The sequence below is a fragment of the Chromobacterium sp. IRSSSOUMB001 genome, assembly GCF_023507765.1.
Lineage (GTDB): Bacteria > Pseudomonadota > Gammaproteobacteria > Burkholderiales > Chromobacteriaceae > Chromobacterium > Chromobacterium haemolyticum.
Genome location: NZ_JALCYU010000018.1, coordinates 38,393 through 62,226 on the forward strand (window position 1 = coordinate 38,393; position 23,834 = coordinate 62,226).

21 protein-coding genes are annotated in these 23,834 nt (G+C 63.9%); 6 read left to right on the plus strand and 15 right to left on the minus strand.

All coding sequences use genetic code 11. The features are described from left to right. The first annotated feature begins 1 nt into the window (after position 1). Positions 2-583 (plus strand): hypothetical protein, encoded by a 582-nt coding sequence (locus tag MOV80_RS20245; protein ID WP_019100235.1) that lies wholly within the window; start codon positions 2-4, stop codon positions 581-583. Positions 584-668: 85 nt separating this feature from the next. On the opposite strand, the gene MOV80_RS20250 is transcribed toward MOV80_RS20245, so the two are convergent. From MOV80_RS20250 to MOV80_RS20260, 3 genes are all read right to left on the minus strand, one after another. Continuing rightward, positions 669-1,139, minus strand: a complete 471-nt coding sequence (locus MOV80_RS20250) for an NUDIX domain-containing protein (RefSeq protein ID WP_048410464.1) — start codon at positions 1,137-1,139, stop codon at positions 669-671. A 273-nt stretch (positions 1,140-1,412) separates the two neighbouring features. Beyond that, complete coding sequence (locus MOV80_RS20255; protein WP_019100237.1) at positions 1,413-2,234, minus strand: undecaprenyl-diphosphate phosphatase; 822 nt, start codon at positions 2,232-2,234, stop codon at positions 1,413-1,415. 78 nt (positions 2,235-2,312) lie between these two features. Further along, the gene (locus MOV80_RS20260) at positions 2,313-2,930 is read right to left on the minus strand and encodes a UPF0149 family protein (RefSeq protein ID WP_081576173.1); all 618 of its coding nucleotides are present in this window, start codon (positions 2,928-2,930) and stop codon (positions 2,313-2,315) included. 152 nt (positions 2,931-3,082) lie between these two features. On the opposite strand from MOV80_RS20260, the gene cysS reads away from it, so the two are divergent. The 4 genes from cysS (at position 3,083) to MOV80_RS20280 (ending at position 7,672) form a co-directional block, all read left to right on the plus strand. After that, positions 3,083-4,456 (plus strand): cysteine--tRNA ligase, encoded by a 1,374-nt coding sequence (gene cysS, locus MOV80_RS20265; RefSeq protein WP_019100239.1) that lies wholly within the window; start codon positions 3,083-3,085, stop codon positions 4,454-4,456. Positions 4,457-4,578: 122 nt separating this feature from the next. After that, positions 4,579-4,794: a 50S ribosomal protein L31 gene (rpmE, locus tag MOV80_RS20270; RefSeq protein ID WP_043593861.1), complete on the plus strand. Its 216-nt coding sequence runs from the start codon at positions 4,579-4,581 to the stop codon at positions 4,792-4,794. 282 nt (positions 4,795-5,076) lie between these two features. Further along, the gene (locus MOV80_RS20275) at positions 5,077-6,003 is read left to right on the plus strand and encodes a hypothetical protein (RefSeq protein WP_019100487.1); all 927 of its coding nucleotides are present in this window, start codon (positions 5,077-5,079) and stop codon (positions 6,001-6,003) included. 19 nt (positions 6,004-6,022) lie between these two features. Beyond that, positions 6,023-7,672 carry a hypothetical protein gene (locus MOV80_RS20280; RefSeq protein WP_019100486.1) on the plus strand — a complete coding sequence of 550 codons (1,650 nt, stop codon included), beginning with the start codon at positions 6,023-6,025 and terminating at the stop codon, positions 7,670-7,672. Positions 7,673-7,732: 60 nt separating this feature from the next. Here the strand turns inward: MOV80_RS20280 and MOV80_RS20285 are convergent, their stop codons facing one another. The 8 genes from MOV80_RS20285 to MOV80_RS20320 all read right to left on the minus strand — a co-directional run bounded on the left by MOV80_RS20285 (position 7,733) and on the right by MOV80_RS20320 (position 17,208). After that, entirely contained in the window at positions 7,733-9,691 is a 1,959-nt protein-coding gene (locus MOV80_RS20285) for an acetoacetate--CoA ligase (RefSeq protein ID WP_081576174.1), read from the minus strand. Positions 9,692-9,744: 53 nt separating this feature from the next. Continuing rightward, positions 9,745-10,647, minus strand: coding sequence for a hydroxymethylglutaryl-CoA lyase (locus MOV80_RS20290; protein ID WP_249605449.1), 903 nt, complete (start codon positions 10,645-10,647; stop codon positions 9,745-9,747). A 21-nt stretch (positions 10,648-10,668) separates the two neighbouring features. After that, a complete protein-coding gene (locus MOV80_RS20295; protein ID WP_019100483.1) occupies positions 10,669-11,181 on the minus strand; it encodes a GyrI-like domain-containing protein in 513 nt (170 codons plus the stop codon). A gap of 5 nt (positions 11,182-11,186) precedes the next feature. Beyond that, positions 11,187-13,154: an acetyl/propionyl/methylcrotonyl-CoA carboxylase subunit alpha gene (locus MOV80_RS20300; RefSeq protein ID WP_019100482.1), complete on the minus strand. Its 1,968-nt coding sequence runs from the start codon at positions 13,152-13,154 to the stop codon at positions 11,187-11,189. Between the two features lie 26 nt (positions 13,155-13,180). After that, the gene (locus MOV80_RS20305; protein WP_043593846.1) at positions 13,181-13,966 is read right to left on the minus strand and encodes an enoyl-CoA hydratase/isomerase family protein; all 786 of its coding nucleotides are present in this window, start codon (positions 13,964-13,966) and stop codon (positions 13,181-13,183) included. A gap of 18 nt (positions 13,967-13,984) precedes the next feature. After that, positions 13,985-15,583 carry a carboxyl transferase domain-containing protein gene (locus MOV80_RS20310; protein WP_019100480.1) on the minus strand — a complete coding sequence of 533 codons (1,599 nt, stop codon included), beginning with the start codon at positions 15,581-15,583 and terminating at the stop codon, positions 13,985-13,987. 8 nt (positions 15,584-15,591) lie between these two features. Continuing rightward, positions 15,592-15,855: a hypothetical protein gene (locus MOV80_RS20315; RefSeq protein WP_043593841.1), complete on the minus strand. Its 264-nt coding sequence runs from the start codon at positions 15,853-15,855 to the stop codon at positions 15,592-15,594. 183 nt (positions 15,856-16,038) lie between these two features. Then, positions 16,039-17,208, minus strand: coding sequence for an isovaleryl-CoA dehydrogenase (locus tag MOV80_RS20320; RefSeq protein ID WP_019100478.1), 1,170 nt, complete (start codon positions 17,206-17,208; stop codon positions 16,039-16,041). A 141-nt stretch (positions 17,209-17,349) separates the two neighbouring features. On the opposite strand from MOV80_RS20320, the gene MOV80_RS20325 reads away from it, so the two are divergent. Beyond that, positions 17,350-17,799, plus strand: a complete 450-nt coding sequence (locus MOV80_RS20325) for a YaiI/YqxD family protein (RefSeq protein ID WP_019100477.1) — start codon at positions 17,350-17,352, stop codon at positions 17,797-17,799. Between the two features lie 516 nt (positions 17,800-18,315). Here the strand turns inward: MOV80_RS20325 and MOV80_RS20330 are convergent. The 4 genes from MOV80_RS20330 to MOV80_RS20345 form a co-directional block, all read right to left on the minus strand. After that, positions 18,316-18,837, minus strand: a complete 522-nt coding sequence (locus MOV80_RS20330; protein WP_249605445.1) for a hypothetical protein — start codon at positions 18,835-18,837, stop codon at positions 18,316-18,318. 954 nt (positions 18,838-19,791) lie between these two features. After that, the gene (locus tag MOV80_RS20335) at positions 19,792-21,009 is read right to left on the minus strand and encodes an MFS transporter (protein WP_019103479.1); all 1,218 of its coding nucleotides are present in this window, start codon (positions 21,007-21,009) and stop codon (positions 19,792-19,794) included. Positions 21,010-21,405: 396 nt separating this feature from the next. Then, positions 21,406-22,134: a LytTR family DNA-binding domain-containing protein gene (locus tag MOV80_RS20340; RefSeq protein ID WP_107731919.1), complete on the minus strand. Its 729-nt coding sequence runs from the start codon at positions 22,132-22,134 to the stop codon at positions 21,406-21,408. Next, complete coding sequence (locus tag MOV80_RS20345) at positions 22,128-23,798, minus strand: sensor histidine kinase (protein ID WP_249605446.1); 1,671 nt, start codon at positions 23,796-23,798, stop codon at positions 22,128-22,130. The genes MOV80_RS20340 and MOV80_RS20345 overlap by 7 nt, the downstream gene beginning before the upstream one ends. Between the last annotated feature and the right edge of the window lie 36 nt (positions 23,799-23,834).

Here is a 23,834-nt window from a genome sequence, read left to right on the forward strand (position 1 = left end):
CATGCGCCTGCTGATTGACGATGTGGTGGATTTGCTTCGCTTCCGGGTCAAGCCCCTGGGCGAGTATCAGTATCCGCGCTGGCAGACCCTGCTGTTTCTGATTGCGCTGGGCCTTGTGGCCAGCGCGGACACTGCCGAGCTGGGCAACAACCTGACCGGACGCATGCTGTTCATGGTGTTGTTCACCTTGGCGGAAACCCTGTGTTTCGCCAGCTTCATCGGTTTATGGCTGCGTTTTGCCAAATGGGACGGTCATGGCTCGCTGTTCGGCCTGGTGGCGGTGGCCAGCGGTCTGCAGTTCATCGAGCCGCTGACCAGCTGGTTGCCGGACGACGCGGCGCTGGCGGTCAACGCGGTGTTGTCCATCTTCGGCATCTTGGTGCTGGTCAACGCGCTGGCCGTGGTGTCCGGAATTCACCGGCTGCGGGTGGCGCTTGGCGTATTGTTGTTCGCGCCGGTGGCCATGGTGCTGCTGGCCGGGGCTTTGTCGCTGGGTTCCGCGGCGGGCTGGGTGGATTTGCCCGCCGGCGTGGCCGACGCCGCGCGCGGAGGGGAGGGCTCGGCGCCGACAACCGGCATTTGAGCCTGAACCACGGTTTGGAAAAGCAACAGGACATGCCTTGGCATGTCCTGTTTTGCATGGCGAGCGCGACGGCGCTCAGGCGGGCTCAATCCACTTTGGCGATGTAGCGGGCCAGCCCCAGCAACGCGCGCAGCGCGTCGCCCTTGGCGGTGACCTCGCCGCGCAGCCGCGCGTAGCGTCGCAGGATGGCGCGGCCTTCTATGAACAAATCCATATCGGTGTCCGGCGACGATACCAGCGCGATGCGTTCGATCTCTCCCTGCGGGCGCGGCTGGCCCTGCGCAATACAGAGGTAAACCTTGTGCGCGTTGAACGGGGTGATGTGATCGAACAGGTATAGCATGGAGTTGATGCGCAAGCCGGTTTCTTCCCGCACTTCGCGGATCAGCGCCTGGGAGCGCAGTTCGCCGCGGGCGGCCTTGCCGCCAGGAAGATTGTACCGGCCGCCTCTGGCCGCAGTGACCAGCACGCCATCGGGTAGTTCGATAATGGCGGTTGCGCGCCTGGCCAGGTCCGCGGGCAGGCGCTCGTTTCTTTTTTCTTCCAAAACACTCATTCTTCAAAAAATTAGTTAGGGCCACTGTCGAGAGCGGCCCTGGATATTATTTCTCCGATTCTAAAGCACTAGACCGATCAGTCCAATAAGCTGTGCTCAAAATTTGTTCAAATATATGATTGGAATCCTGTTTGTTGCAATGGTATGCGTATTGAGAAGCGGGCTTGAAGTATTTGGAGGATGTTTACGATCTCGCAAGCCAAGGGGAGGCAAGGCGCACTGGCCGAGCCCCCTTTGGGTATCGCCACTGTCCAACAGATCGTAAGCGGGTTCTTAAATCAGCTTGATCAGCAGGCCGCCCAGCCCCACCAGCAGGCAGTAGTAGCCAAATGGCCGCAAGGATTCGATCTCGCTTTTCTTGAAATAGCGCATCAAAAAAGCCGTGCTGGCGTAAGCGCAGGCGCCGGACAGCAGGCCACAAGACAGTAGCAGCCCTGCCGAAGCTTGGCTATGCGCCAGCTTGGGCACTTCCAGCACGCCGGCGGCGGCGATGATGGGGGTGGCCAGCAGAAAAGAGAAGCGCGCGGACGAGGCGTAATCCAGGCCGTGAGCAAGGCCGGCCACCAGGGTGGCGCCCGAGCGAGAGAAGCCGGGCAATAGGGCCAGCGCCTGGCCGGCGCCGATCTTGATCGCGTCCGGCAGGCTTAGTCTTTCCAGATCCAGATGGGCTTGCCTTCGTTTCAGGTGGTCGCCCCACAGCAGGAGCAGGCCGTTCAGGCTGAGGAAGATCAGCACCGCGGTGGCGCTGGCGAACAGCGCGCGCAGTTGCTTCTCCAGCAGCAGGCCCAGCAGGCCGGCCGGAACGGTGCCGGCGATCAATAGCCACAGCAGCCGGGCTTCCGGATTGTCTGCCTTGCCGCGGGCCTTGAGAAAGCCGCTGATCAATTGCAGCCAATCGCGGCGGAAATACAGCAGCAGCGCGGCGGCGGTGCCCAGGTGCAGCACTACCATGAAGGGCAGGAAGTCCGGGCTCGTCCGGTTGATGGACCAGTGCAGCCAGTCCGGGATCAGCGCGCCGTGCCCCAGGCTGCTGACGGGAAAGAGTTCGCTGACGCCTTGGATGACGGCGAACAGCAGGGCTTCGATGGGATTCATGACGGGTCCTGTGGCAGTGGGAGGACGGCTTGCGCCGGCCTGCTTATCAACGCAGCCGCCACGGCCCGGTTGACCGGCTCAGCTCCGTTGCCGGCGCTCCAGCTCTTGTTCCTCCTCTTCCAGCCGGCGGCGGATGGCGGCGAAGAAGCGGTGAATACCATGTACGGATTCTGACAGTGCGGATAGGCACTGCTCGCGTTGCGTCGGCGTCAGCGCGGGAACTTGCACTTCCGGGTCCGGATTGCGCTCGAAAGCCAGGGTCAGGATGGGCTCCAACAGAGGCGCGTGTTCCGGGTCATCGAACAGCAGGCCCCAGTCCTCGTTCAGCAACTGCATGCCTTCGGAGAAGCCTTCGGCCCAGTCGTTGCCGCGCAGCTCGCCGGCGGCGTCCGGCTCCAGCCAGGGCTGGAAGGCGCCGTCTTCGCGCAGCGAGGCGGAGATGTCCAGCCAATGTCCCATCAACAGTTTGGCGAACTGTTCCAGCGCCTTGTCGCTGGGGAAGGCGGAATCGTCGTCGAAGGCTTCGCCGATGATGATGGGCAGGCATTCGGTAGGCTTGATCTGTTCCGGGCCGCTGAGCAGGGCGGCGAAAAAGCCGTCCAGGCGTTCCAGGTTCATGCCTTGCTGCGGCAGGAAGCGGTTCAGGGTGGCGGCCAGGCGTTGGTAGTCGGCGTCGGAAAGCGGGGTATGGCTCATGGCGGACCAGGGCTAGGGGAAAAAAGCCCATTATCCGCCATCTGGCGGCCAAGCGCATCGCCGGCCGCCAGTCGCGACACAATCGCGATGCGGAGGACTTGACGGCTCTGTTACAATTGTTCTTTTTGACCCAACCTCTAATAGGTTCCATCATGTTGACCGTGTATAACACCCTGACCCGCCAGAAAGAAGAGTTCAAACCCATCGAGCCCGGCAAGGTGTGTATGTACGTGTGCGGCATGACGGTCTACGACCTCTGTCATATCGGCCACGCGCGTATGCTGACGGCCTTCGACGTGATCTACCGCTGGTTCGTCGCCTCCGGCTACGACGCCACCTATGTGCGCAACATCACCGATATCGAGGACAAAATCATCAAGCGCGCCGCGGAGCGCGGCATTCTGCCGCAGCAACTGGTGGAAGAGACCATCGCCGACATGCGCCAGGACGCCGCGGCGTTGGGCCTGTTGTCGCCGACGTTCGAGCCGCGCGCCACCCAGCACGTGCCGGGCATGGTGGCCCTGATCGAAAAACTGATCGCCAACGGCAAGGCCTACGCCGCCGACAACGGCGATGTGTATTACGCGGTGCGCGAGTTCGAGGGCTACGGCAAGTTGTCCGGCCGCACCCTGGACAAGCTGCGCGCCGGCGAGCGGGTGGAAGTGGATCCGCACAAGCGCGACCCGCTGGACTTTGTGCTGTGGAAGGCCGCCAAGCCGGGCGAGCCGTCCTGGGACAGCCCGTGGGGTCCGGGGCGTCCGGGCTGGCATATCGAGTGCTCGGTAATGAGCTGTCATCACCTGGGCGAGCATTTCGACATCCACGGCGGCGGCGAGGATCTGCAGTTCCCGCACCATGAGAACGAAATCGCCCAGTCCGAGGGCGCGCACGGTCACCAGTACGTCAACTACTGGCTGCACAACGGCTTCATCAACGTCGACGGCGAGAAAATGTCCAAATCGCTGGGCAACTTCTTCACCATCCGTGACGTGCTGGGCCATTTCGACGGCGAGGTGATCCGCTTCTTCATCGTGCGCAGCCATTACCGCAGCCCGGTGAACTACACCGACAGCATCCTCGTCGATGCCAAGCACGGCCTGACCCGGCTCTACACCGCCTTGCGCGGCTTGGAGCTGCCGGCCGCCGCAGGCATAGACTGGAAGGACCCGTTCGCAGCGCGCTTCCAGGCGGCGATGAACGACGACTTCAATTCTTCGGAAGCGGTGGCGGTACTGTTCGAACTGGCCGGCGAAGTCAATAAGAGCCGCGACCCGCGGCAGGCGCGGCTGCTGAAGGACTTGGGCGGCGTGCTGGGCCTGCTGCAGCGCGACCCGGAGGAGTTTCTCAAGGGCGGCGTCGGCGACGACGAGCTGTCGGCCGAAGCCGTGGAAGCGCTGATCCAGGCGCGCAAGGACGCGCGAGCCAGCAAGAACTGGGCGGAGTCCGACCGCATCCGCGACGAGCTGACCGCCAAGGGTATCGTGCTGGAGGATGGGGCCCAGGGCACTATCTGGCGTCGCGCCTGAGTCGTTGCCGCCGCCGTTGACAGTAGATTTTGCACTTGTCAAGCGGCGGCAAAGCGCGGATAATCGATAGTTTCGCAAGCAGTACAGGCAAATCCCCTGTACCCGATTTGAAAGGAAGACAGATGAAAACCGATATTCACCCGACTTACAAAGACCTGACCGTTACCTGCTCCTGCGGTAGCCAGTTCGTGACCAAGTCCACCATGTCCAAGGACGCGTTCGGCATTGAAGTTTGCTCCAACTGCCACCCGTTCTACACCGGCAAGCAAAAGATCGTCGACACCGCCGGTCGCGTTGACAAGTTCAACCAAAAGTTCGGCGGCTTCTTCAAGCGCTAAGCGCCGAGAACACGGTGGACACCCAGAAAAAGGCAGCTCAGGCTGCCTTTTTTCTATCAGAGTCTGTTGGCGATCTAGCGAGCAAGAGCGAGACAAGGCGAAAACGACTGAGAAAGCGGAATGTACACACGGTACATGAGCATTTCGAAGGTATTTTCAACGCCGTATCGCCGACGCGCAACAAATTGTAAACAGGCACTATGATTCCGGCGCGCCGGCGGCGGCAGGGCCTGGCAGATCCCGGCCGGCGGCGCGCGCATCCACATCTGCAAGGTTGAGGCCATGGCGATCCACATCGTTTACCTGTCCCACGGCGGCAAGAAATACTACGACCAGACCCGCTTTTCCGTGTTGAGCCTGTTGCATCTGCTGCTGAAGCAGCAGCGGCAGGACGTGAAGATCATGGTGTACACCGACGCGCCGGACAGCGTGCCCGCGCACCCGCTGGTCCTCACGGAGACCTTGAGCCGGGCGCAATTGCAAGCTTATCGGGGCCAGTTCGACTACGTGCACCGTATCAAGCTGGAAGTGATGCTCAAGGCGGCGCGTGAACTGGGCACCGCCGTGCTGTACGTGGATTGCGATACCCGCTGGCTGCGCGTGCCGGACGAGTTGTTCGCCCGGCTGGAAGAGGGGAAGGCCAGCTGCATGCACGTCAACGAAGGCGTGTTTGGTCCCGGCTTCTTCCCGGACTATCTCGCCGCGGTGGACAAGCACGGCGCCGAGCTGCGCAAGATGGGGGTGGCCGACGTCCGGGGTCTGGCGATGTGGAACGCCGGCGTGGTCGGCGCTTCCGCCGACATGGTGCCCTTCTTCGAAACTGCCTTGCGCGTCAACGACTTCCTGCTGCCGCGTGTGGAAGCGCGCAACTGGACCGAGCAGTTGGCCTGGTCGCTGGTGGCCTGCGACGGCCGCGAGCCGCTGGCGCTGGGGGATGCGCTGCACCACTACTGGAACTACAGTTACGAGGCGCCGCTCTACTTGGCGGAGGTGTTCGCCGGCATGGAACCGGAATGGGACGTGGCGCGTCAGGCCGAGTATTGCGGCGAATTCGCCTGGGACGAGTCGCGCTTGAAGACGATACAGGCCGATCCCGAACATAAGCGCCAGCGCCGCCGCAACAAACTGCGCAATTCCATTTCCAAGCGCAAGGTGGATTGGCGCATTCTGATCGCCCGGCTGCGCGGCGCATTGCCGTCGGCCGATTGAAACCGTTTGAACGAGACTCATGCTCACTTATTCGGAACAATCCCAAACTCTGGCCAAGCCCACGGAAAAACCGTGGATCTTGCTGCTGTTGTGTTTCGTCTGGCTGTGGCCGGGCATTATAGGCCACGACCCATGGAAGCCGGACGAACCCTTCGTGCTGGCGGCGGTGCAGGGCATGCTGGACACAGGCAATTGGCTGTTGCCCACGGTGCAAGGCGCGCCCTATCTGGATAGCCCGCCCTTGTACTATTGGGTGGCGGCCATCATGGTCAAGCTGCTGTCTCCCTGGTTGTTGGCGCCGCACGACGCGGCGCGGCTAGCCACACCCTTGTTCATGGCCCTGGCCTTGCTGCTGGCCGGCATGGCCGGCCGCGACCTGATCGGCCGCCGTCACGGCCGCAGCGTGGTGATGGTGCTGATAGGTTGCGTAGGCCTGGTGGAAACCGGCCATCAGCTCACCTCGGTGGTGGCCGGCTTCGCCGGTTTCGCGGCCGCCTTCTACGCCTTGTCCTTAACCCTGAGGTCGCCCGGCATGGCCGGCGCTTTACTGGGCGCGGCCAGCGCGGCGATCTTCCTCAGCGCCAGCCTGATGGAGCTGCTGTTGCTGTGGATGGTGGTGTTGTTGCTGCCGGCCTTCTCCGCCTGGCGCAGCAAGCAGTACGCGATTACCGTGCTGCTGGCGCTGTTGATCGCCGCGCCCACTTCCTTGGTGTGGCCGCTGGCGCTGGCCAAGAGCCATCCGGACGCGTTCAGCCTCTGGTGGAACGACTACTCGCTGGGCCAGCTCAACGGCTTCGGCCGGGTGCAGCTGTTTCACGACTTCGGCTACTACAGCCTGAACGCCCTGTGGTTCGCGTTCCCGGCCTGGCCGCTGGCCGGCTGGACCCTGTACCGCAACCGGGAAAGGCTGGATCAGGCGCGCTTGCAACTGCCGCTGATGTTCTTCGCCGTGGTGCTGATTCTGCTGACCTTGTCCAGCCGGCCCAATATGACCTACGCGATGCCGCTGCTGCTGCCGCTGTCCTTGCTGGCGGCGGTGGAGCTGGACAACCTCAAGCGCGGCGCGGCGGCCTTCCTCAACTGGTTCGGCCTGATGACCTTCGGCTTCTTCGCACTGCTGGTGTGGTCGGGCTGGGCGGCGATGAACTTTGGCTGGCCGCGGGGCCTGGCCGGGCGCGCCCAGTACTTCAGCCCGTATTACCAAGCCCATGTCTCCAGCTTGGCTGCGGTGTGCGCGGTGATCGCCACCCTGGTGTGGCTGTGGGCGTTGACGCGCAAACATTTGCGCGGCCGTCAGGCCATCAGCAACTGGGCGGCGGGCCTGACTCTGCTGTGGGGCCTGGGCATGACCTTGTGGCTGCCGTGGTTCGACGCCGCCAAGAGTTACCGGCCGGTGGTGGAGCGGATGATGAAGGCGCTGCCGGCCAACGCCGCCTGCGTGGCGACCGAGAGCCGCAACCAGCTGGCGCTGATCAGCTGGCGCTATTACGCCGGCCTGGATCTGGTGTCCTATCCGGCGGGCAACGCCTCGCCTTGCGACTACCAACTGGTGGTGCGCTCTGAGGACGATGGAATTGCCGAGCCGGGCTGGGAGGTGCTGTGGTACGGCTCCCGGCCGCGCGAGCAGAACATGATGTTTGCGCTGTTGCGGCGTATTCATCCGCATTAGCAAGAAAAACCCCCGCATTTATTCATGAATGCGGGGGTTTTTCATTGACTGCGCGCCGGTTCAGCTTTGCAGTTCATCCAGGTTCTCGAACAGCTTCAGCGCTTCCGGGTTGGCCAGCGCGGTGACGTTGCTGACCGGCAGGCCGTGGATCACGTTTTTCACCGCCAGTTCGACGATCTTGCCGCTGATGGTTTTGGGAATGTCGGCGACGGCGATGATCTTGGCCGGCACGTGGCGCGGGCTAGCGCCGGTTTTGATCTGCGTCTTGATCCGCTGCTGCAGGTCTTCGTCCAGCCGCGCGCCGGCGCGCAGACGCACAAACAGCAACACGCGCTCGTCGTCCTGCCATTGCTGGCCGACGGCGATGCTCTCCAGCACCTCGTCGAAAGCCTCCACCTGGCGGTAAATCTCGGCGGTGCCGATGCGCACGCCGCCGGGGTTGAGTACCGCGTCGGAGCGGCCGTAGATGATCATGCCGTCGTGGGCGGTGAGTTCGGCGTAGTCGCCGTGGCACCAGATATTGTCGAAACGGCCGAAATAAGCCTGACGGTATTTGCCGCCGTCGGCGTCGTTCCAGAAGCCCACCGGCATCGACGGGAAGGGGCGGGTGCACACCAGTTCGCCCTTTTCGCCGCGCACCGGGCGCCCGTATTCGTTGTAGATGTCCACCGCCATGCCCAGGCCGCGGCATTGCAGCTCGCCGCGATAGACCGGCAGGCTGGCGCAGCCCAGCGCGAAGCAGGACACGATGTCGGTGCCGCCGGACACCGAGGCCAGATTGATGTCGGCCTTGATGTTGGCGTAAACCCAGTCAAAGCTTTCCGCCACCAGCGGCGAGCCGGTGGAGAACACCGCGCGCAGCGAATCCAGCTTCCATTCTTGCACCGGCACAATGCCGCTCTTGCGCAGGCCGTCTATGTATTTGGCCGAGGTGCCGAAGTGCGTGAAGCGCTGCCGTTCGGCATAGTCCCACAGCGTGCGGCCTTCGCCGACGAAGGGCGAGCCGTCGAACAACATCAGCGCCGCGCCGGAAGCCAGGCCGGACGCCAGCCAGTTCCACATCATCCAGCCGCAGGTGGTGAAGTAGAACAGACGATCGCCGTGGTGCACGTCGCCGTGCAGCTGCTGTTCCTTCAGATGCTGGAGTAGGGTGCCGCCGGCGCCGTGGACGATGCACTTGGGTTTGCCGGTGGTGCCGCTGGAATACAGGATGAACAGCGGGTGCCTGAACGGCAGCCGTTCAAAGTGCAGCGCTTGCGCTTGATACGCGGCGGTGAAATCCGTCAGGGTAATGGCCTTGGGCACATTTTCCGCGAATACCCCGGTTTCGCCCAGATAGGGCACCACGATGATTTGCCGCACCGAGGGCAGCGCCTCCGCCAGCGCCGCCATCTTGGCGCGGATGTCCACCGCCTTGCCGGCGTACCAGTAGCCATCCGGGCAGAACAACAGCTTGGGTTCGGTCTGGCCGAAGCGTTCCACCGCGCCGTCCACGCCAAAGTCCGGCGAACAGCTGGTCCACACCGCGCCCAGGCTGTTTGCGGCCAGCATGGCGGCGATGGTTTCCGGCATATTGGGCATGAAGCCCGCCACGCGGTCGCCTGCCTGGATGCCGGCGCCGCGCATGGCTTGCTGCAGCAGCGATACTTGGGCGCGCAGCTCGCGCCAGCTCCAGCGCCGTTGCAGTTTGTCCTCGCCCCAGAACACCAGCGCGTCGCCGTCGTCGTCGCGGCGCAGCAGGTTTTCGGCGTAGCTCAGCCGCGCTTCCGGAAAGAAACGGGCGGCCAGCATATTGTCGCCGTCGCTCAGCGCCGTCGAGCCTTTGTCGCCGATCACGCCGCAGTAATCCCAGACCAACGACCAGAAGCGGGCTGGATCCGCCACGCTGGCGCGCCACAGATCGGCGTAGCCGTTCAGCTTGCGGTCGTAGGACAGTTCGGCCAGCTTGGCGAAGGCGGTCAGGTGGGCGCCGGCCAGGCGGCCGGCGGAGGGGGTCCAAATGGGCGTGTCGGGGGTCATGCTTTCTCCTGATATTTTCTCCGCGCGCCGGCCCATGGACGGGCGGCGGCTTGTTATTGCTCCGGTTTGGCGGCGCGCTTGTCGGCAAAGGCGTAAGCCAGCTTGGAGGCCGGCGGCTTGCCCAGCGCGTCGGCGATGAACCAGGCCGTGTCCACCAGCGCGGCCAGATCGACGCCGGTATCGTGACCCTCGCCGTGCAGCAGGTAAACCACGTCTTCGGTGGCGACGTTGCCGGAAGCTCCCTGAGCATAAGGGCAGCCGCCAAGGCCGGCAACAGAAGAATCGAATGTCATCATTCCCGCGTTCAAACACGCATGAATATTGCTGATCGCCATGCCGTAAGTGTCGTGAAAGTGGCCGGCAAGCTGCGTCATTGGCACAGCCTTGCTCACTGCTTCCAGCATCGCCAGCACGCTGGACGGCGTGCCCACGCCTATGGTGTCGCCCAGCGATATTTCATAACAGCCCATGTCCAGCAGGCGCGCGGCCACTTCCGCCACCTTGGCCGGCGCGATGCGGCCTTCGTAAGGACAGCCGACTACGCAAGATACATAGCCGCGCACCGGCACGCCGGCCGCTTGCGCGCGCGCCATGACCGGGGCGAAGCGTTGCAGGCTTTCGGCGATGCTGGCGTTGATATTGCGTCGGCTAAAGCTTTCGCTGGCGGCGCCGAACACGGCGATTTCACGCGCACCGGCCTCCAAGGCAGCATCCAGCCCTTGTTCATTGGGCACCAGCACCGGGTAGGAGACCGGCCCGGCCAGGTCCAGGCCGGCCATCACCTCGGCGCTGCCGGCCATCTGCGGCACCCATTTGGGCGAGACGAAGGCGCCGGCTTCTATGCTGCGCAGGCCGCTGGCGGCCAGGCGGCGGATCAGCTCCAGCTTGACGGCGGTGGACAGCGCTTGTTTTTCGTTTTGCAGCCCGTCGCGCGGGCCCACTTCCACAATCTTCATATGCGGCACTTCGGCTCTCCGTTAGCGGCGGCGCGGCTGCACCGGGATGTAAATGTCCATCTGGCGCTGCGGCTGGTCCGGCGCGCAGCGGCCGTCGTAGCGCTCGAAGGTGCCCAGCGGCGCCTGTTCCCATTGCTTGGACGCCGGCAGCCACTCTTGCATGATGTAGCGCCAGGCGGCCTGGATCGCCTGGCCGAACTCGGCGTCGCTGCCGGCCGGCTGGGTGGTGAACACCGCGCACTTGGCCGGCGGCGTGCGCCGCTGCTCGCAGCCTGGCGGCAGCGGCAAGGGCTGCGCGCATTCCATCCCTATCATATAGCCGAAGCGGCCCGTGTCCGGGTCGAAGTCGTGGATCAGCCCATATTCGGCGGCGTCGGCGCGGCCCAGCGCCGCCAGCAGCGGCTGGCGCAGCGTGGCCGCGTATTCGCCCCAGAACTCGGGGATCTGGCGCAGGTTGTCGCCGTTCTCCATCCGGGTGGCGATGCTGTAGCCGGCCAGATTCAAGCCGGGGTGATTGATGATGATGGGGTCCATGAGGTTCACTCCGCTTCGAAGTCGACCAGTTCGTCGCCGTCGTTGACCTGCTCGCCGGTGCCGAAATAGAAAGCCTTGACCACGCCGTCCGCCGGCGCGGGGATGGTGTGTTCCATCTTCATCGCCTCCAGGATCAGCAGCGGGTCGCCCTTGTTGAGCTTGACGCCGGTGGCGGCCAATAGGGCGACGATGCGGCCTGGCATCGGCGCTTTCAAATGGGTTTCGCCGTGTACTTCCTCGGCGGCCACCGCCAGCGGGTCCAGCCACTGCGCTTCCAGCCGTTGGCCGGCGGCGAACAGCACCCGTTGCTGGCCGCTGCGGGCGACCACGGCTTCCAGTTGTTTGTCGTCCAGCCGCGCGCGCAGCGTTCCGCCGTCCAGGCGGCCGGCGGCGGAGAATTGGCGGCCGGCGGCGGTGATCTCGAAGCCATCGCCCTGATGGCGCAGCGTCACCGGGTAGTTCTCGCCTGCGATGTGGAACACGAGGCTGCGGCTGAGCGCGCCGTTAAGCCGCCAGCCGGCGCTGGCCGGGTAGGCGCCGGGCGCGGCCAGCGCTTCGGCCAGGGCCAGCAGGGCCAGTTGCTCAGCGTCCGGCGCGGCGGGCGGCGGCAGCAGCGCGTCGTGGTGACGGGCGATCAGGCCGGTGTCCACCTGGCCGCTGGCGAAACTGGCGTGCTGCACGATGCGGCGCAGGAAGGGGATGTTGGTGGTGACGCCGGCCACTTGGTAGTCGGCCAAGGCCGCGTCCAGCCGTTGCAGCGCCTGGCGGCGGTCCTCGCCCCAGACAATCAGCTTGGCGATCATCGGGTCGTAGAAGGGCGAGATGCTGTCGCCGGCGACGACGCCGGTGTCGATGCGCACGACGGCGGATTCCGCCGGCGTGCGCAGGTGATAGAGGGTGCCGGTGGCGGGCAGGAAACCCTTGTCCGGGTCTTCGGCGTAGATGCGCGCCTCGATGGCGTGGCCGTTGATGCGCAGCTGCTCTTGGCTCAAGGGCAGCGGCAGGCCGCTGGCGACTGTCAGTTGCCAGGTCACCAGGTCCTGGCCGGTGATCATCTCGGTGACCGGGTGCTCCACTTGCAGCCGGGTGTTCATTTCCATGAAGAAGAAGCGGCCGGGGCTGCCGTCGGCCAGCACTTCCATGATGAACTCCACGGTGCCGGCGCCGACATAGCCCACCGCGCGCGCGGCGGCGCAGGCGGCCGCGCCCATCGCTTCGCGGGTGGCCGGCGGCAAGTCCGGCGCAGGCGCTTCCTCCAGCACTTTCTGATGGCGGCGCTGCACCGAGCAATCGCGCTCGAACAGATACACGCATTGGCCCTGGCGGTCGGCGAACACCTGGATTTCCACATGGCGGGAGCGCGGCAGGTATTTCTCCACCAGCACCTTGTCGTCGCCGAAGCTGGCGCGCGCTTCGCGCTGGCAGGAGGCCAGCGCCGCTTCGAAGTCCGCGGAAGCTTCCACGATGCGCATGCCCTTGCCGCCGCCGCCGGCGCTGGCCTTGATCAGCACCGGGTAGCCGATGGCGTCGGCCTGGCCGCGCAGGAAGTCCGGTTCCTGACGCTCGCCGTGATAGCCGGGCACCAGCGGCACCTGAGCCCGCTCCATCAGCGCCTTGGCCGCGGATTTGCTGCCCATCGCGGCGATGGCGGAGGCGGGCGGGCCGATGAAGGCGATGCCGGAGGCTTCGCAGGCTGCGGCGAAGTCCTCGTTCTCGGACAGGAAACCGTAGCCGGGATGGATGGCTTGCGCGCCGCTGCGGCGGGCGATGTCCAGGATCAAGTCGCCGCGCAGATAGGAGTCCGCCGCCGGGGCGGGGCCCAGCCGGTAGGCTTCGTCGGCCAGTTTGACGAAGCGGGCGTCGGCGTCGGCGTCGGAATGAACGGCGACGGTGGCGATGCCGAGCGCGCGCGCGGTCTTGATCACCCTGCATGCTATCTCGCCGCGGTTGGCGATCAGTATTTTATTGAACATGGTCCGTCCCTTGTTTCTTGTTCGCGTCATGACCAGTTGGGCGGCCGTTTGTCGAAGAAGGCGGCCAGGCCCTCGCGCGCCTCGGCACCGGCGCGCACGCTGGCGATCTGGCCGGCGGTGTCCTCCAGCAATTGATCGTCCCAGGGCGAGCCCTCGCGCAGCATGGCCAGCAAGTCTTTGGCCGAGGACAGCGCTTGCGGCGCGCCCTGGGCCATCGCCTCGGCGATGTCGGCCACGCGCGCGTCCAGCGCCTCGGCCGGCACCACTTCGTGCACCAGGCCGATGCGCAGCGCGGTGGCGGCATCTATGCGCTCGGCGGACAGAAAATAACGCCGCGCCTGACGCCAGCCTATCGCGTCGGCCACATAGGGGCCGATGGTGGCCGGCACCAGGCCCAGCCTCACCTCGGTCAGGCCGAACTTGGCGGCCTCGGTGGCGATGGCTACGTCGCAGACCGCGGCCAGGCCGGTGCCGCCGGCCAGCGCCGCGCCGTGGATGCGGGCGATCACCGGCTTCTTGCTGCGGTAGATACTCTTGAGCATGGCCGCCAGCCGCTGCGCGTCGGCCAGGTTCTGCTCCTCGCTGTAACCGGCGGCGCGGCGCATCCAGTCCAGGTCCGCGCCGGCGGAAAAGCTCTTGCCGCGGCCGGCCAGCACGATGACGCGGCAGTCCGCCTGCAATTGCAGATGGGTGAAGGCGGCGGTCAGCTCGGCGATCAGGGTTTCGTTCATCGCGTTGTGGATGTCCGGCCGGTTCATCCAGATCGTCGCGGTCTTGCCGCTGTGTTCGATTTCAAGCGTGGTGTAGCTCATCGGTATCGCCTCTCGCCGTCACATCCGGAACACGCCGAAGCGCGTGCTTTCCACTGGGGCGGACAGGGCCGCCTCCAGCGCCAGGCTCAGCACTTCTCGGGTTTGCGCCGGGTCTATCACCCCGTCGTCCCACAGCCGCGCGCTGGCGTAATAGGGGTGGCCCTGGCGCTCGTACTGCTCGCGCACCGGCGCTTTCAGCGCCTCTTCCTGCTCGGCGCCGAAGGCGTCGCCCAGTTGTTCCTTCTTCACCTGGGCCAGCACGCCGGCCGCCTGCTCGCCGCCCATTACCGAGATGCGGCTATTCGGCCACATCCACAGGAAGCGCGGCGAATAGGCGCGGCCGCACATGCCGTAGTTGCCGGCGCCGAAGCTGCCGCCTATCAGCACGGTGAACTTGGGCACGCGGGCGCAGGCCACGGCGGTGACCAGCTTGGCGCCGTCCTTGGCGATGCCGCCGTTCTCGTACTTCTTGCCCACCATGAAGCCGGTGATGTTCTGCAGGAACAGCAGCGGAATGCCGCGCTGGCAGCACAGTTCGACGAAGTGCGCGCCCTTGAGCGCGGATTCGGAAAACAGGATGCCGTTGTTGGCGATGACGCCGACGCGGTAGCCGTTTAGGCGGGCGAAGCCGGTGACCAGGGTGGCGCCGTAGTTCTGCTTGAATTCGTCGAACTCGGAGTCGTCCACCAGCCGGGCGATGATCTCGCGCACGTCGAAGGGTTTTTTCGGGTCCGCCGGAATCACGCCGTAGATTTCCTCGGCCGCGTAGCGCGGCGGGCGCGGCTCGGCGCGGTCCAGCTCGCCCTGTTTGCGCCAGTTGAGGCTGGACACGATGCGGCGGGCGATGGACAGCGCGTGGGCGTCGTTTTGCGCCAGGTGGTCGGCCACGCCGGACACGCGGGCGTGCACGTCGCCGCCGCCCAGCTCCTCCGCCGTCACCACCTCGCCGGTGGCCGCTTTCACCAGCGGCGGGCCGCCCAGGAAGATGGTGCCTTGTTCCTTGACGATGACGGTTTCGTCCGACATCGCCGGCACATAAGCGCCGCCGGCGGTGCAGCTGCCCATCACCACCGCGATTTGCGGGATGCCGGCGGCGGACAGGTTGGCCTGGTTGTAGAAGATGCGGCCGAAGTGCTCGCGGTCCGGGAACACCTCGTCCTGCAAGGGCAGGAAGGCGCCGCCGGAATCGACTAGATACACACAAGGAAGACGGTTGTCGCGGGCGATTTCCTGAGCGCGCAAATGCTTCTTCACCGTCATCGGGTAATAAGTACCGCCCTTGACCGTGGCGTCGTTGGCGATGATCAGGCAATCCACGCCGGCGATGCGGCCGATGCCGCTGATCAGGCCCGCGCCGGGCGCGTCGTCGTCGTACATGCCGAAGGCCGCCAGCTGCGACAACTCCAGAAAGGGCGCGCCGGGGTCCAGCAGCAGATCGATGCGCTCGCGCGGCAGCAGCTTGCCGCGGGCGGCGTGCTTGGCGCGCGCCTTGTCGCCGCCGCCCAGCGCCGCCTTGGCCACCTTGTCGCGCAGATCGGCCACCAGCGCGCGCATCTTGTCGGCGTTGGTCTGGAAATCCGCGGCGCGGGGCGAGAGTTTGGATTCGAGGATGGGCATGGCTATCTCTATTCTTCTTTATCCAAGGATTGACCAATAGCAGCAGCTTCTAGCGATGTGAATTCTTCAATGTCAAAAATACAGTGAAGAAAGTTTGGGGCGCCTGATTCGGTGGACAGGGCTTGGATGGAACGATCTTTCAATGCCGCAATGACTTGCTTGCCGGTTTGCCGTTGAAAGCTTGTGCCTGAAGACAGGATGGCCAAGCCGTCGCGCTCAACCTCGTCGGCCAGTGCTTGAATATCAAAAGGCGCTGTATGTACTTGCTTCATTTGGTCAATTCCATGTTTCTACAGGCAACTGAGCTCGGCTGCAGATGGTGCCCGTCCTTGCCAAACGGAGACGTTTGGCGGCATGGCTGGCTACATCGCCCGAGACCAGGCGCGCCGCAGCAGACAGTACATACGGTCCGGCCAGGCGGCGCAACGCGGCATCAGGCATTTTCTCCGCCGCGATTACCGGGTTTCCGCCATCAGCTCGCGGCCGATCAACCAACGGCGAATCTCGCTGGTGCCGGCGCCGATCTCGTACAGCTTGGCGTCGCGCAGCAGGCGGCCAGTCGCGTATTCATTGATGTAGCCGTTGCCGCCCAGGCACTGGATGGCGTCCAGCGCCATCTGGGTGGCGCCCTCCGCCGCGTACAGGATGGCGCCGGCGGCGTCCTTGCGGGTTTGGCGGCCGGTTTCGCCGCGGTCCAGCGCCTGGCCCACCGCGTAGACATAGGCGCGGCTGGCCGACAGCTTGACGTACATGTCCGCCAGCTTGCCCTGCATCAACTGGAAATCGCCGATGGCCTGGCCAAACTGCTTGCGGTCGTTCAGATAGGGCACCGTGATGTCCATGCAGGCCTGCATGATGCCCAGCGGGCCGGCGGCCAGCACCGCGCGCTCGTAGTCCAGGCCGCTCATCAACACCTTGACGCCGTTGCCTTCACCGCCCAGCACATTGGCGTCCGGCACGAAACAGTTGTCGAAGAACATGGGGTAGGTGTTGGAGCCGCGCATGCCCAGCTTGTCCAGCTTGCTGCCGTGGCTGAGGCCGGCGAAGCCGCGCTCCACGATGAAGGCGGTGATGCCCTTGGCGCCGGCGTTGACGTCGGTCTTGGCGTACACCACCATCACGTCCGCGTCGCCGCCGTTGGTGATCCACATCTTGCTGCCGTTGAGCAGGTAGCCGCCGTCGGCCTTGTCCGCCTTCAGCTTCATGCTGACCACGTCGGAGCCGGCGTTGGGCTCGGACATCGCCAGCGCGCCGATGTATTCGCCGGAGACCAGCTTGGGCAGCAGCCGGCGTTTTTGTTCGTCGTTGCCGTTTTTGTGGATCTGGTTGACGCAGAGATTGGAGTGCGCGCCGTAGGACAGGCCCACCGAGGCGGAGGCGCGGCTGATTTCTTCCATGGCGATCATATGGGCCAGATAGCCCATCTGGGTGCCGCCGTACTGCTCGTCCACCGTCATGCCCAGCAGGCCCAGGTCGCCGAACTTGCGCCACAGGTCGGCCGGGAACAGGTTGTCTCGGTCGATGTCGGCAGCGCGCGGGGCGATTTCGCTTTGGGCGAAGTCGCGCGCGGTTTCACGCAACATATCGTAGGTGTCGCCAAAGGCGAAGCGCAGGCTGCTGTACATGGTTTCTCTCCTCTGATGGGCGCGCGTGATTCGCGTGATATGCTCTATCATTACTTACGTTTACGTAAGCGTCAACATGGCGACGACGGAAACCGGCGTGAAACCGTTATCATGGCCGGGTTTGCATGCAGAGAACAGACAATGACGATATGGGTGGACGCGGATGCTTGTCCCAAGGTGATCCGCGAAACATTGTGCCGGGCGGCGCAGCGCACCGGCGTGGAGCTGGTGTTTGTCGCCAATCAGCTATTGACGGTGCCGAAAGCGCCCAACATCCGCGCCTTGCAGGTTCCCAAGGGTTTTGATGCGGCGGACAACGAGATTGTCCGCCGCATCGCGGCGAACGATCTCTTGATCACCGGCGACATCCCCTTGGCGTCCGAGGCCTTGGGCAAGGGCGCGCAGGCGCTGAATTGGCGCGGCGATGTGTATTCGCCGGACACCATCGCCGCGCAGCTGACGATGCGGGATTTCATGGATACGCTGCGCGCTAGCGGCGTGCAGACCGAAGGCCCGCCGCCTTTGAGCCAGTCGGACCGTCAGGCTTTTGCCCGGCAGCTGGATATCTGGCTGGCCAAGCGGCGGGGCTGAGGCGAGCTTGGCGTTCCGTTTCTTGGGCAGCTTTACAAACGTATTTGCGATGTTGAATCCGCTGCGCGGATGATTATTTTGATTGCCGGGGCTGCCCGGCGGGCAGGAAGGGGAATTTGCTCGGCCAAATTCCCCTTCACCCCAAAGGCCGCCCTGCAAGCCTGGCCTGCGGCTTCCCGCCGGTTCCCGTCAGGCCCGAGGCGCGGCTGAACTCGCAGCGCGCTAACGTCGCGCTGCTCGAACAAACAGCCGCTTAAGACCTCGGGCCTGCCACCCGTCGGCAGGCTTGAAGGGAGTTGGGGCGCATCGAATACGCGGTCTCCTCCGTGTCTAACAATGCCGAACCCATGGTTAAAAAATCGTGAACACAGCCTTAGAACCTGTTTACGATCTGCTGCGCGTCGGTGATACGGCGTTGAAAACCCCTTCGAAATGCTCATGTACCGTGTGTACACTCCGCTTTCTCAGCTGTTTTCGCCTTGTCTCACCTTAGCTCGCAAGATCGTAAACAGGTTCTTAGCGCCTCTTCTTCCGCCGTGGCTTCCTCTGCAAGGTTTCCAACTCGTCCAGGCTGAGATGGAAGCGTTGCAGCGCCTCCACGTGCTGCGCCAGGTCCACCTGTTGCGCCCCCAAGTTCAGCAGTATCTCCAGATAGTTGAAGAAGCTTTTGCACATGCTGCGGCGGTGGCTACGGTCTCGGAAATCCATATCGCTGGCGATGCGGAACAGCAGGCCGCGAGCCGAGTGCTGGCGGTTGAGCTTCAGCAACTGCGCCAGATGGGCGGCGTATTGGCGGCCCAAGGCGCAGGCTTCGAACTCATCCTTAGGCTCGGCCGGTTGCCAGTAATGTGGATAGGTACGGCCTTTGATGCGGCGGACGAAGGGCAGGCTGAGGTCTTTGGCTTCGCTACCGACGAAACGGTAACGCGAACGCGGCCCTAGCGGCGGGAGTGGAGAAGCGTCCTGATGGACGTCTTGAGTTTCAGTAGCGGACGAAGTGAGTTCGATGCCTAGCACCGGACGGACAAGCTTTACCATTTGCAACCTCCTGAGCAGAAGGGCCCGGCCGCAAAGCGGCAGGGCGGGCACATGACAAGAGTTAGTCTACCGGTGGATTCCTACTAAAACCGGCGCGCCCGTGAGGGCGCCACTTGCCACGGCCCGCCCGAATAGGCAAAGCAATGGCAACGGCTGCACTGTGGAAACAGCACATCCGCGGTAGGAATCCAAGTCGGGAGACTAAGCCCGAGCGCCGCGATTGCTGCGGCGCGGGGGCTATTGTTGGGGAGGAGCGGGAGGGCGTCAAGCCGACGAAGCCCTGCAAAGAAAATCACCGCCGAAATCAAGTGCTGCGCAGCCTATATCGGACGGACAAGCTTCTACCATTTGTAAGCTCTTGAGCAGAAGGGCCATGCCGCAAAGAGGCAGGGCGGGCACATGACAAGAGTTAGCCTACCGGTGATATGTCGTACAAAGCCGGCGCGCCCGCGAGGGCGCCACTTGCCACGGCCCGCCCGAATAGGTAAAGCAATGGCAACAGATGCGCTGTGGAAACAGCGCATCTGTTGCAGTGATTCGTATTGGGGAGACTAAACCCGAGCGCCGCGATTACTGCGACGCGGGGGCTATTGTTTGGGGAGGCGGGAAAGGGCGTCAAGCCGGCGAAGTCTAGCAAAGAAAAGGACCGCCGAAATCAAGCTCTGCGTAGCCTAATATCGGACGGACAAGCTCTACCATTTGTATGCTCTTGAGCAGAGGGGCCATGCCGCAAAGAGGCAGGGCGGGCACATGACAAGGTTAGTCTCACCGGCTTTCAGCCCAGCGCGCCCAAGGGCACCCTTGCCACGGCCCGCCCAGATTCAGGCAACACCATAACAAGTCGGATACGAAAAAGCCGCAAAACGCGGCGTGTCCGCTGAAAGTGCAACGGGAGGCTAACCCCCCAACAACAACGCCCCCAAAACGGGGGCGTTGCGGCGAGCGGCGCGGGAATCAGGCTTTGCCCAGATGCGGCTCGGCTTCGAACTCCGCTTCCTTGCTGCTGCCCGGCTGACGTATGGTCAGCGAGAATAGCAGCGCGACGATCAACAGCGCCAGGATCAGGTGGAAGGTGGCCAGGAAGCCGCCGAACAGCGAAGCGACGATGGAGCCGACGATGCTGCCGATGCCGAAGCCCAGATAGATCACGCCGTAGTTCTTGGTCAGATTGTTGAGGCCGAAGAAATCGCTGACCAGCGACGGGTAGACGGTGATGGTGCCGCCGAAGCTGAAGGCGACGCAGGCGATGGCCAGGAAGAACAGGGTGGCGTTCAGGGGCACGAACAGCAGGGTCAGCATGCCGGCCAGCGCAGCAATCTGAGCGATGGTGATCACCCGGATGCGCGGCATCTTGTCGGAGAGAATGCCCAGCACCAGGCGGCCGGACAGATTGGCCACCGCGATCACCGCCACGGCGTTGGCGGCGGTCAGCGCCGGCAGGTGCACATAGCTTTCGCCAATGTCCTTGGCCACGCCGATCACGTACAGGCCGCTCATGCACACGGTCAGGAACATCAGCGCCAGCATCCAGTACTGCGGTTGGCGCATCGCCTCGGCCAGGGTGTAGTCATGGCTGGCGTTCTGCTGCGCGGCGGCTTGTTGCTGCGGCGCGTCGCGCATCAGCAGGCTGCCGGCCACCACCATGGCCATGGCGATCAGGCCCCACAGCTCAAAGGTGGTTTCCAGGCTGAAGCGGGCCAGCAGCGCCAGATTGATGTATTTGAAGCCCAGGCTGCCCAGACCGTAAGCGCCGATGGCGCAGGCGGATACCAGGCCCTTGCGCTCCGGAAACCATTTGACGCAGTTGGACAGCGTCAGCAGGTAGCCGGCGCCGTCGGCCAGGCCCACCAGCACGCCGGCGCACAGATACAGCATGATCAGGTTATTGGCCTGGGCGGTGAGGAAGAAGCCCAGGCCCAGCATCAGGCCGGCGCCCAGGGTGACGCGCTGTACGCCGAAGCGTTCTTGCAGTTTGCCGGCCAGCGAGGAGGCCACCGCCAGCGCCAGGCTGAGCAGGCCAAAGGCGAAAGCCACTTGGCTGACCGGCTCGGACAGCTTGGCGGAGAGTTGGGCGTTGAACAGGCTCCAGGTGTAGACGGAGCCGAGGGCGAACTGGGTGAGGACGGTGCCGGCCAGGGTACGGTAGCGGATGGTGTTGCTTGAGGCGTTCATGGCGCTGCTCGCTTAAAGTCATTACTGTTGGTGTGACTATAAGCCTGTGCTTATGTAGGGGGCGCGGCGGCGGCATGAGATGCAGGCGGCGCGGAATGAAGTGCAGACGGCGGCGAACCAGTTGCAGGCTCTGGAAATGGCGCGCATGAGTGGATGGCATTTCCATTGCCAAGCTGGCTTGCCAATGGAATGTCTGGCCTTAGAGCCTGTTCAAAATCTCGCGAGCCAGCGCGAGACAAGGCGAAAACGGCTGAGAAAGCGGAGTGTACATAGGGTACATGAGCATTTCGAAGCCGGTTTCAACGCCGTATCGCCGCAGCGCAGCAGATTATGAACAGGTTCTTATTCAGGAGCCGGCTGGCAGCCGGTTTAATGCGCCGCGCGGGCGACCAACGCTCAAAGATGCATCAACTGCCGGAAGGCTTTGATATTGCTGCGGCTGACCGGAATCTCCGCCTTCAGCTCGTACAGCTTGATGATGTAGGTGCTGTTGAGCCAGGGCGCGATTTCGCGGATTTTGTGGATGTTGACGCAGTAGGAGCGGTGGCAGCGGAAGAAGCTGTCGGCCGGCAGGCGGGCGACGAATTCGCTGATGCTCATCGACATCACGTAGCGGTCGTGCGCGGTGTAGACCAGGGTGACTTTCTCGTCGGCCTCGGCGTAGTAGATCTGCTCGCAGGGGGTGACGATGATGCTGTCGCCCTTGACCAGGTTGACGGTGCGGCTGGCGGCCGGGGCCTCGGCCGGCGCGGCGGCGGCCGGCGGCGTTTGCGCTTCCAGTTTGGCCAGTAGATTGATGATGCGGGCTTCGTTGTAGGGCTTGAGGATGTAGTCGAAAGCCTCCACTTCAAACGCTTCCACCGCGAATTCCTTGTAAGCGGTGACGAAGACGATGCGCGGCGGCCGCGACGATTTGTGCAGGTTCTTGGCCAGCAGCAAGCCGTCTATGGATGGGATGTTGATGTCCAGGAACACCACGTCCACTTCGTGTTCCTGCAGGAATTTGAACGCCTCCAGCCCGTCCTCCACGCTGGCGACGATGTCGATGCGGCTGTGCTCGCGGATCAAATAGGACAGCTCCTCGCGCGCCAGGTATTCGTCTTCCACGATCAGGGCTTTCAGCATGTCGGCTCCTCGGTGGCGGGCAGGTCAAAACAAACGGCGGTGCCGGGCTCCAGCCGGGTCAGCCGTAGACCTTCTCCGTACAGTAGTTTGAGCCGCTGGTTGACATTGCTCAGGCCTATGCTGCGGCTGGACAGCGTGCCGGCGGCCACGCCGTCCAGCACTTCCTGGCTGACGCCGTAGCCGGTGTCGCGCACGCAGACATGCACCTTGGCGCCGTCTCGCTTGACCGCGATGCTGACCCGGCCCGGCTCCTTGCGCGGCTGGATGCCGTGCAGGATGGCGTTTTCCACCAGCGGCTGCAACAGCAGGCTGGGGATGCGCACGTGCACGTCGTCGATATCGAATTCCACCGTCAGCTTGGCGCCGAAGCGCGCCTGTTCTATCGCCACGTAGTCGCGCACTTGTTGCAGTTCTTCCTGGATGTCGATGAGCCGGTCGCCCAGCGACAGGTTGTAGCGCAGGTAGTCCGCCAGGTTGGAGATCAGCTGGCGCGCCTGCTGCGGCTGAATGCGGATCAGCGAGGAGATGGCATTCAGGGCGTTGAACAGGAAGTGCGGGTTGATCTTGCTTTGCAGCGCGCTGAATTCCGCCTTGCGCGCCATCTCTTCCAGTTGTTTGACCCGCGACACTTCCATCTGGGTGGAGATCAACTGGGACAGGCCCACCGCCACTTCGCGCAACGGCGTGCTGATGCCGTGGCTCTTGCGGTAGAAGATTTTCAGGGTGCCGCTGACGCCGGCTTTTTCGCGCAGCGGGATGATGATCACTGAGTGGAAGTCCGCCAGGTGGTATTGCTGCAGATTGTTTTCGATGATGATCTGGTCGCCTGCGATGGCCTGGCGGGTGATGGCGCCGATGGCGGAGTGCTCGTCCATCTCGTAGTAGTCCTTGCCCAGGCCCACATAGGCTAGCACGTCCGAGGTGTTGGTGATGGCCACTGCGTCGGCGTCCAACTGGTCGCGGATCACGGTGCAGACCTGGACCATGGCATCGCGGTCCAGGTTTTGGAAATAGGGCAGGGTGCGGTTGGCTATGGTCAGCGCCAGCTTGGCCTGGCGCGCGGCCAGCAGTTCTTTTTCGTCGTTGACGTCTTGCACCAGCTTGATGATCAGGCCGACGCACACGGTGCCGAAGATCATCGGGAAGGCAATGTGGCGGACGATGGGCACGCCCACCGCTGGATCGGTCAACAGCAGGATCAGGCCCATGGTCAGTCCCTCGCACAGCATGCCGGCCAAAATGCCGTACAGCCACAGCCGGCTCCTGCCGGCGCGGAAGTGTATCCAGGTGGCCAGCAGGCCGGCGCAGACGCTGGAGATCAGGCAGGGCAGCGAGGTGTAGCCGTTGATGTCTATCAGGTAGCGGTGCAGGCCTGAGACGATGCCGGCCGGTATGCCCACCCAGGGGCCGAACAGAATGCCGCCGGACAGGATGGCGATGATGCGCACATTGACCAGCGAGCCGTCCACCGGAATGCCGGTATAGGTGCTGAACACGGCGAACAGGCAGAACAGCAGCGATACCGCCGCCAGTTCGGCCGGACTGTGGTCTTGTTTGCGCAGCAGATGTTGAAACGGGCGGGTGCGGGTAAGGAAGAACAGCGCCATCAACATCAGCGCCGCCCGTTCGAACACCGCCAGCAGCATGGTTTGGTTTTCTATCATGGCGTCGGGAGCGGGGCGGCCGCGCCCGGTCGGGCC